Origin of the sequence: Photobacterium aquimaris, from assembly GCF_002954455.1 — a bacterium.
GTDB classification, from domain to species: Bacteria; Pseudomonadota; Gammaproteobacteria; order Enterobacterales; family Vibrionaceae; genus Photobacterium; species Photobacterium aquimaris.
The window spans coordinates 1,031,091-1,040,630 of record NZ_MSCC01000001.1 but is presented as its reverse complement, the minus strand read 5'-3'; the positions used below and the strand labels follow the sequence as shown (position 1 = coordinate 1,040,630).

General features: G+C 39.5%; 8 protein-coding genes. 3 read left to right on the top strand and 5 right to left on the bottom strand.

All coding sequences use genetic code 11. The annotated features are described in order from the left end of the window. Positions 1–4: 4 nt before the first annotated feature. Positions 5–457: a GNAT family N-acetyltransferase gene (locus BTN98_RS04570; protein ID WP_060996405.1), complete on the bottom strand. Its 453-nt coding sequence runs from the start codon at positions 455–457 to the stop codon at positions 5–7. A gap of 223 nt (positions 458–680) precedes the next feature. On the opposite strand from BTN98_RS04570, the gene BTN98_RS04565 reads away from it, so the two are divergent. After that, a complete protein-coding gene (locus tag BTN98_RS04565; protein ID WP_060996406.1) occupies positions 681–1,652 on the top strand; it encodes an integron integrase in 972 nt (323 codons plus the stop codon). A 212-nt stretch (positions 1,653–1,864) separates the two neighbouring features. Here BTN98_RS04565 and fruA read toward each other — a convergent pair whose 3' ends face one another. The 3 genes from fruA to fruB all read right to left on the bottom strand — a co-directional run bounded on the left by fruA (position 1,865) and on the right by fruB (position 5,797). After that, positions 1,865–3,619 (bottom strand): PTS fructose transporter subunit IIBC, encoded by a 1,755-nt coding sequence (gene fruA / locus BTN98_RS04560; protein ID WP_060996407.1) that lies wholly within the window; start codon positions 3,617–3,619, stop codon positions 1,865–1,867. Between the two features lie 67 nt (positions 3,620–3,686). Further along, a complete protein-coding gene (gene pfkB / locus BTN98_RS04555) occupies positions 3,687–4,631 on the bottom strand; it encodes a 1-phosphofructokinase (RefSeq protein WP_060996408.1) in 945 nt (314 codons plus the stop codon). A gap of 47 nt (positions 4,632–4,678) precedes the next feature. Continuing rightward, on the bottom strand, positions 4,679–5,797 hold the full coding sequence (gene fruB, locus BTN98_RS04550; protein ID WP_060996409.1) for a fused PTS fructose transporter subunit IIA/HPr protein: 1,119 nt from the start codon (positions 5,795–5,797) through the stop codon (positions 4,679–4,681). 336 nt (positions 5,798–6,133) lie between these two features. Between fruB and cra the strand changes: the two genes are divergently transcribed. Together cra and BTN98_RS04540 are read left to right on the top strand one after the other, a co-directional pair. Next, entirely contained in the window at positions 6,134–7,117 is a 984-nt protein-coding gene (gene cra / locus BTN98_RS04545) for a catabolite repressor/activator (protein ID WP_060996410.1), read from the top strand. A gap of 101 nt (positions 7,118–7,218) precedes the next feature. Next, positions 7,219–8,253, top strand: a complete 1,035-nt coding sequence (locus BTN98_RS04540) for an FUSC family protein (protein ID WP_060996411.1) — start codon at positions 7,219–7,221, stop codon at positions 8,251–8,253. A gap of 103 nt (positions 8,254–8,356) precedes the next feature. On the opposite strand, the gene BTN98_RS04535 is transcribed toward BTN98_RS04540, so the two are convergent. After that, positions 8,357–9,262 carry a putative PEP-binding protein gene (locus BTN98_RS04535; protein WP_060996412.1) on the bottom strand — a complete coding sequence of 302 codons (906 nt, stop codon included), beginning with the start codon at positions 9,260–9,262 and terminating at the stop codon, positions 8,357–8,359. Positions 9,263–9,540 lie beyond the last annotated feature (278 nt).

Here is a 9,540-nt window from a genome sequence, read left to right as displayed (position 1 = left end):
TCTGTTATACCTGTACTACCCTTTGAGTATAATGCTCAAAAGCAACAACTTTATCGTAACCTTCAGATATATAAAGAGACTTAGCCTCTATATTATCAACAGAAGTAGCTAGTTTCACGGTTAGAGCCCCCGTTTCAATAGCAAACTGTTTTACGCGTTGAAGAAGTGACCGAGCAACACCTTGTTTTCGTGCTGATTCATTAACAAACAAATCATTGAGATACCACATTCGCTGCATTGAAACTGATGAAAAAGAAGGATAAAGTTGAACAAAACCCAACGGCTTATCCTCACTCGAATAAGCAATAAAAATTACCGAATCAGCACTATTTAATCGTTCCAGTATAAACTGTTGAGATTCAACTAAATTCTCACGTTGTCCGTAAAACTGTCGATAAGTATCGAATAAATCCGAAATGTCATCTAACTCACTAATTTTACATTCTATTATTTTCATTGAAATCTCCCTATTTCAGAAAAAGGTATAACAACTTATTATATTAACAACTTGCCCGAATTTGTTCTTTGAACCTGCGCCCGTATTTCATTCGTCATTATACAAAAAACATTATTACATTTTTTGCCCGATAGAAGTCACAAAATCGGGCATCTGCCTTTTAGTTGCTACTTTTTTAACTAATACTAATTGCTGTATGTATTAGCAGTATAAAAGGTGCAATATGGCTTCTCTCTTTCTAACTTATATAAAAGAATACATGTATCAAAAAAACTACGCTAAACGTACCGTTGAAAGTTACTTATATTGGATAAAAAACTATATTTTATTCCATAATAAAAAACATCCTGATAAATTAGGCAATGATGATGTTGAACAATTTCTGTCTTATTTAGCCAATCAAAGAAATGTTGCAGCAAAAACACAAGCTACAGCCCTTAATGCACTTATATTTTTATATTTACATATTATTAAAAGACCATTATCTCAAAAACTCAGGTTTTCTCGTGCTAAATATTCCCGAAAATTACCCGTCGTTTTAACACAGAAAGAAATAGCTTATCTTTTTCAGTTTATTGACCCCCACTATAAACTACCAATTCAGCTTATGTATGGTAGTGGTCTTCGTATTAGTGAGTTACTTTATCTTAGAATAAAAGATATTGACTATGATTATCAGTCAATAATGATTTGGTTATCAAAAGGAAATAAAAATCGTCGTGTAACATTAGCACCTGAATTAATTCCAGCATTAAAAGCACAACAACAAATAGTTCATAATTACTTTAAACAAGATATTTTAAATAAACAATTTTGTGGCGTATGGTTACCTCATGCTTTAAATATAAAATATCCTTCAGCATCAAAAGATTTTCTTTGGCAATTCTTATTCCCTTCTTATAAATTATCAGAAGATCCTGCAACAAAAGAAATTAGACGTCATCATATAGATGAAACGACAATTAGACGTTGTTTAAAAAATGCAGCTAAAAAATCAAATATTAAAAAAAACATTTCATGCCACACATTACGGCACTCTTTTGCTACTCATTTACTTGAATCTGGTGCAGATATTCGTACCGTTCAAGAGCAACTAGGGCATAGTGATCTTAAAACAACACAAATCTATACACACGTTTTAAATCACGGAGCTAATGGTGTAAGAAGTCCATTATCAAACATATTAAATAAATAATAATTAATAACGATTCAACACGCTATAAATAGATTCCCTATCGCGTTCGTAACCTCACTGTAGGGAATGACGGGTTGTTGTGTTGTGGCTTTAATATAACAACATCCGCTGTTCCTAAACCCTCGTCCCTAATAACCTATTTCCTATAACCTTTCTCCCATAAAAAAGCCGACAATGAAGTCGGCTTTAAATAATAATCTCTTTGCTATTAATTAAGCGTTAGCTTGTACCGTTTGAGCAGCAACTGAGCCTTCTTCTGGGCGCTTTAAGAATGCGTACATCACACCTGTTACTACCGTACCCGCAGCAATAGCGACTAAGTAAAGTAACGCTGGTGAAATTGCGTTTGGAATCAGCAGAACAAACAAGCCGCCGTGGGGAGCCATTAGTTTAGCGCCAAACAACATTGATAATGCACCTGTTAATGCACCACCAGCCATACAGCTTGGAATAACACGCATTGGATCGCGCGCTGCAAATGGAATCGCACCTTCAGAGATGAAGCACATACCTAATACAAACGAAGCTTTACCTGCTTCATTTTCACTGGTTGAGAACTTACGTTTTGCAAGGAATGTCGCTAAACCCATACCCATTGCTGGCACCATACCTGCTGCCATTACCGCTGCCATTGGCGCGTAGGTTTGTGAGGCCAGTAAGCCAACACCAAAGGTATAAGCGGCTTTGTTTACAGGGCCACCGAGGTCGAAACACATCATACAACCAAGGATAATACCGAGTAATACTGCGTTAGCTGAACCCATATTGTTGAGGAAAGTTGTTAGGCCTGCCATTGCCGCTGATACTGGACCACCAACAACGTAAATCATTACCAAGCCAGTAATTAAGCTGGCTAATAATGGCACAATCAAAATCGGTTTTAGCGCTTCCATAGATTGTGGCAGTTTGATTTTTTCTACCAACAATTTAGCACTGTAACCTGCTAGGAAACCAGCAACGATACCGCCTAAGAAACCAGCGCCTGTGGTGCTTGCTAACATACCGCCAATTAAACCCGGTGCTAAACCTGGACGATCGGCAATTGAAAATGCGATGAAACCAGCCAATACTGGCACCATTAACGCAAATGCTGAGCCACCACCGATAGTCATTAATGCTGCGGCTAATGTGCCTTCTTGTTTAAAGGCTTCGATACCAAACACAAACGATAAAGCAATCGACAAACCACCAGCCACCACTAATGGCAACATGTAAGATACACCCGTCATTAGGTGCTTATACGGCCCTGCTTTTTCAGCTTTAGTGTCAGCCGTTTGTGCATTGGTATTGCCAGCGTGTTGATATACTGTAGCGGTTGCAAAGGCTTTTTCTAGCTCTGGTTTAGTTTTCTTAAGTGCTAACCCTGTGCTGGTTTTATACAGCTTTTTACCATTAAATCGGGCTAAATCTACTTCAATGTCAGCGGCGATAATCACTAAATCTGCCGCTGCAATTTCAGCATCTGTTAATTGGTTTTTAGCACCCACAGATCCACGGGTTTCTACTTTGATCTCATAGCCTTGGCGTTGACCTTCTTCTGTCAACGCTTCTGCTGCCATAAAGGTGTGTGCAACGCCTGTTGGACAAGCAGTAATAGCGACAATTTTCTTAACCGCACTATCGGCTTCATTAGTAACAGTTTGAGTGTCAGATGCTGTTAATAGCTGTGCTTGCTCCACTGCCACGGTTAACCATGTTTTAGGATCTTCAAAACAGGCAGTGATGTCGGCTTGATAAACTTTTTTACCCACAAAACGGGAATTATCAATCGCTTTACCTGCTGCGATAATGATCACTCCAGCATCATCAATTTGCTGTTGGGTCAACGTTTGGGTGGTATTAAGTGTAGTCTGGCACTCTACATTGGCTTGCCATTGTAATTCTGCGGCGGCTTTTTCTAATAAACCCGCAGCAATGATGGTGGTTGCAATGCCGCTAGGACAAGCTGTTACTAATGCTATTTTCATATTTACACCTTGATCAATATTGCTTAGCGTTATTGTTATTATGTCGCTAAGCTAATATGCGATTATGTTATTGCGTTAAAATAACGTGCTGAACGATGGTATTTACTTGCTCAATATCATCAACACCTACCCCAACTTGAGTAACAGCGACGGCTGATAACGCTGTGGCAAATTGCAGCGATTGAGTTTTTGACCATTGATTGATCTCTCCCCAACACAAGCCTGCAACAAGGGTATCGCCAGCACCGACAGTACTTACCACGTCCATTTTTGGTGGTTGAGCATGTAACCAGCCTTGATCGTTAAGCCACATCACCCCTTTAGCACCCAGTGACACCACCACATTAGTGATACCTTTAGCGGCGATGGTTTCTGCAACCGACATACATTGTTGCGGAGTTTCTAATGCTTGACCTGCCCATTCAGCAAGTTCTTCATCATTAGGTTTAACTAACCACGGATGAGCATCTAAGCCAGTAGCCAAGGCTAATTTACTGCTATCAAACAATACTTTCTTACCTAATTGATGCAGTTTTTCCAACCAATTCGCGCACATATCAGCACTGACACCTTGTGGTAAGCTGCCTGCTATCACGAACACATCATGGGTTGTGGCTAGTTCAAACAGTGTTTTTTCAAACGCTAAAATATTGGCAGCGGTAACAGCAACACCGGGAAAGTTAATGTCACTGACTTGGCCATTTTTTTCGACTAATTTGACGTTAATACGGTTTGCGCCTGCTACACGAACAAATTTGTCGGTTGCGCCCATGGCTTTAAATAACTGGCAAAAAGATTCTTGGTTATCAGCGCCTAATAATCCGGTAACAGTAACATCAGCCCCTAACTCAGCCAGCACCTTCGCAACGTTGACTCCTTTACCAGCAGGATGGAGACTACCTTGTTCGACAACACTGACACTGCCTAATGATAGTGATTGCAAACTGCCAGTAAGATCGAGTGCAGGATTTAAGGTTACGGTGACGACTTTAGGTTTTACAATTTGTTGCATAGTAGTTGCCTCTAAATCTATAGTTGAAATTGTTATGCTGGCAGTGTTTATAATTTTTCACCTAAGCCGTCAGCAATCGCTTGACCAATTGCCGTTAACGCCGCTTCAGCATCACTTCCCTGTGCGGTAAATTGCAGTTCATTACCGCATTTCACACCCAGACCAATCACTTTCATTAAACTTTTTGCGTTGACAGGCTTACTGCTGCTAGTCAGGTTAACCACTTGAATATCGGCATCGAATTTTTTCGTAGTATTGACTAACATTGCGCCTGGACGGGCATGTAAACCATGCGGGTTACGGATGGTAAATGTGGCTTGATTGCCCTCTAACGTCACTTGAGTTAATGCAGTTACCATCTCTTGTGCTGATGATGCTAACCATTGGCTAATTTTGCCTTGATAAATCAAATTAGTAAGGTGTTCGAGATTGGCTTTATGGGCATTATTATTCGCCGCAATCATGATCATACCCGCAACAGGATAACCAAGCTCTTCAAAAGGTGTTTGCGGCGTAACCACTGAAATTGCAGTCCGCTTAACCTGCTTATTGCTTTTCACTAACCACAAGCCTTGACCTAAATAGCTCGCACCTTGATCAATTGCATCAGTCACCGTGGCTGTTTCTGCAAAGCCTTGGTATTTAATTAACCCAGCCGCTACCGCTGTCAGTTGTAATAAATCCTGCGCCGGAAATTGTTTTAAAATAAGTTCAGGATTGCATTCTGCTTCTTGCTGCTCATCACCATTTAGTAATGCAATGATTGCTTGCTCTGATTCACAATGACGAAGCTTATCTTCAATACCATCAGCGGATAATACTTTGGTTAATTGCTTTAAAATGCCCAAATGCTCGTCTGATTTAGCAGCAATACCAATGGCGATATAAGCCGTTTGATCATCACCCCATGGCACACCTTGTGGAAAATGGTGAATTTTAACACCAGTGTGATTAACTAAATCTCTGGTTTCTGTCGTGCCGTGAGGAATGGCGATACCGTTGCCAAGGTAAGTTGAATTTTGTTGTTCACGAGCAAGCATACCGTTGACATACCCTGTCTGAACTAACCCTGTCGCTTCAAGATCAGCTGCCAACGCTTTGATTGCATCTTGTTTGGTGGATGCAATTTGCTGCATCGTAATATCATTTTTAGACAGTGATAACATTTAACTCTCCGCTTTAATGCTCTGTGAAATCATCGTTATTGATTAACACTATCGGTTAACCCTATCAACGTATTACTAATATTTTATGGTCTATATTAGCAATAAGCTGAATCGTTTCAGCATTATGTAAAATAAAAATGCCATGCGTTGCACAACATTCCAGTTACTCGATAGATACACTTTTAACTTACTGCTGAAACCTTTCAGCTTGCATACTGAATCGTTTCAGCTAGAATTGCAAACATGTAAAGCATACGCTCTATCAATATATGATCAAGTGCACAAAATTAGCTTTACCCAAATACCTACAAGTCTCATTAACAATGGATAACGACTATGACACTGGATGAAATTGCAAAACTCGCAGGGGTTTCTCGTACAACTGCAAGTTACGTTATTAATGGTAAAGCAAAACAATATCGTATTAGTGAAAAAACCCAACTAAAAGTAATGGCTGTTGTTGAAGAGCATAACTATCGCCCAGATCATGCAGCAACATCATTACGTATCGGTAACAGTTATTCTTTAGGGCTGATTATTCCTGATTTAGAAAACAGCAGTTACGCAAAAATAGCCAAACTACTTGAACGTAATGCACGAAAAGCGGGCTATCAAATGATCATCTCTTGCTCTGATGATGATCCAGACACTGAAATGAAAGTCGCTGATATTTTATTAAGCCGTCGCACTGATGCACTGATTGTTGCGAGTGCGCTTGCCGCTGATCACCCTTTTTATCGTCAAGTTCAAGCCAATGGGGTTCCTGTTATTGCCATTGACCGCGCTCTAGATGATGAGTTTTTTGTATCAGTGATCAGTGAAGATTTAGAAGGCGCTTTTCAACTCACTCAATCGTTATTAGAAAAACCAATTAACAGCATTGGTCTAGTGGGCGCGGTTGCCGAGCTTGGCGTATCAAAAGAACGTCAGCAGGGTTTTATGGCTGCAATTGAGCGTCATCAACAGCCTATCACATCACTAATTGGCTATGGTGAGCATTTTAGCCAACAACATGGCCAACAGATTGTGCAGCAATGGCTTGATGACAACTGTTTTCCCGACGCTATTTTAGCAACATCTTATACTTTATTTGAAGGTGTACTTGATTGCCTACTCAAACACCCACAGGCCATGAGTAACACTTACTTAGCCACTTTTGGTGATAATCGCTTATTGGATTTTTTACCCAATAAGATACAGTCATTACCACAGCAATACGAACTGATTGCTGAACATGCATTAGCACTGGCACTAAACGCAATCAAAGGCATTTATGAACCAAATATTGAAGTGATCCCGCGTCAAGTCATTCAGCGTTAATAGTATTACCATTATTCTATTGCGGAATAATAGCTATAATGGAAAAATAGCTAGTTATTGATGTTTATCTTCTTTTTTATTAAATCGCTATAGGCTACGCCATGTATTTACGTCTTAAAGCATTGTTAATATCACATGCACAATTTTCTCATGCTTTACGGGTAACGTTAGCGATAGCTTTTACACTCGCCTTCTATGCCGTGGTGCATGTTCCGCATTCAATGTGGGGACCTGTTACTGTCGTGGTTGTTATGATGCAACCTTATGCTGGCGCTATTGTATATAAAGGTTTTCAACGTATAGGCGGCACATTATTAGGCGCAATATTAGGCCTATTAACAGTGTTATTCCCTCACCAACTCGATTATCTGATACCGGTATGGATGTTGGCATGGGTATTCTTACTGTCACTTAAATCTTATGGTAAGAATATTTATTTCTTCTTTTTAGCGGTAATGACGTTAATTATTGTTTCTTACCAAGGTGATACCGCTTTAGAAGTCAATGTAGCTTTATGGCGAGTGGCAAATATTTTAATTGGTAGCTTAATTGCGATTTCATTTTCTTTATTGATGCCGATCCGTGCCGTTACTGGTTGGAATACGTTATTTAATCAAAATTTGCACGCTTTACGTCAGCTGTATCAAGCCCATGCATCTGCTCATATGTTGAGTATAAAACAACTAAATGCCATGAAACGTGAAGTGTTAGAACGGCATATGAAAATGATCATTTTGTTGCCTAACGTCCAAAAAGAAAAACACAAATTAGCCGGACATTATCGCGCTATTATCACAGTACAACGGACATTAATTAGTATTACTGAACAGCTCATTGAAACCCATTGGAGTTCTGACATTAGTCGGCAGCAATTATTAGCTCAAGCCGATTTAAAACTTTATCAACAGCAGATTATTACCATTTTAAATCAAATCGAACAGGCATCGGTTAATCGTAGCAGTTTAGCAAATATTGATGCCTTACCTGATATCGACCTTCTACCAACAATGGCAACAGAAATAAGCCCTGATGATGCGGCAAATGCATTGGGAATTTATGGCTATTTTTGGCTTACACGCCAATTTATCAGCCAACTTGATGCGCTTATTATTCAATTACGAACCATTAATTCGTAAACGAGGAAGTCACAGGGACTAACAGGTGTTGCTGATACTAAAGCTACTGACACTAAAAAAGAACCAACCAGCGCAATTACGGTAATAGCACTGGTTGGAATTATCAGCAGATAACTGAGGTTATTTCATGATCATTCAACCATCGCTGTAAACGCGGTGATTGTTCAATTGAGCGACAGTAAATATCGCAATCTTTAGCTGTACTTCCTACCACTGCAAATAGCATTTTAAGCAGCTGGATTACAGCATCATTTTGAGTATCAATGCGGTAATTAAGGTTAGCGTTGTCAAAATCTTGTCCAAGTGCTAATTGTGCTAATTGCTCAACATCAACAACAAAACCATCAAAATAATGAATAAAGGTCTCTGCTAATAATGCATTTGCTGGCACACAACATAGCATGTGTACTTTTAACCCATTAGCACCACGGCATAATCCTTGTTCAGCCAATAAATCAATCATGGTCGCCGCTTCACTGAATGTACGCACAAACGGCACGACTAATTCAATGTTTTCTCCGCCTAAGGTTGCACGCGCACGTTTAATCGCTTCACATTGCAGTGAAAAGCTTGGTTTGTAATTTACATCAGCAAAAAAACTCGCACCGCGTAACCCTAATTGTGGATTAACTTCTACGGTTTCTAATTCAGCCCCTAATAATTGCTGGCGCGCACTCGAATCAGCACCAATAAGTTGCACTTTTAAGGGCGCTGTACCTTGTTGTCTTGCGGCTGACACTAATAGCTCAGTGAGCATTGAGACATAATACTCAGCTAGCGCTACTGTTTGTTGGCCGTATTGGTCTGCTATTTTTTGTTGCAGTGCCTGCTGGGTGACTTCAGATAACATGCTTTGCTGAGCAAAAACTAACGGATGAATACCTATCGAAGTTGCAATAAGATCATCTAATGAGACCAGCCCTATTTCTTGATTGCTGATCGTCGTTAATTGTTGGGCATTACGCAATACGGCTGTTGTTGCGAGTATTAATTGTGTTTGTGTTGTCATACACCACCTGTACGTCCATGTTAAAAAGACTGATATCTATATTTATCAATCCATTAAATAACTCTCTATTGACCTTACTGCGAGTTTAATTGACACGCAAGCGTAAAACGTTATTTGATAACAATTTTTCAACCTTATGATCATATGCTATTCGTTTTATTAGTATGAATAATTGCATGCAAAATCACCATTTTCAGTCTCAATATCCACAGTTAGTCATTAAAAACCTATTTGTTATCACAAGTTTGGTTTATTCCAACGCTGATTTGGGCTATCTT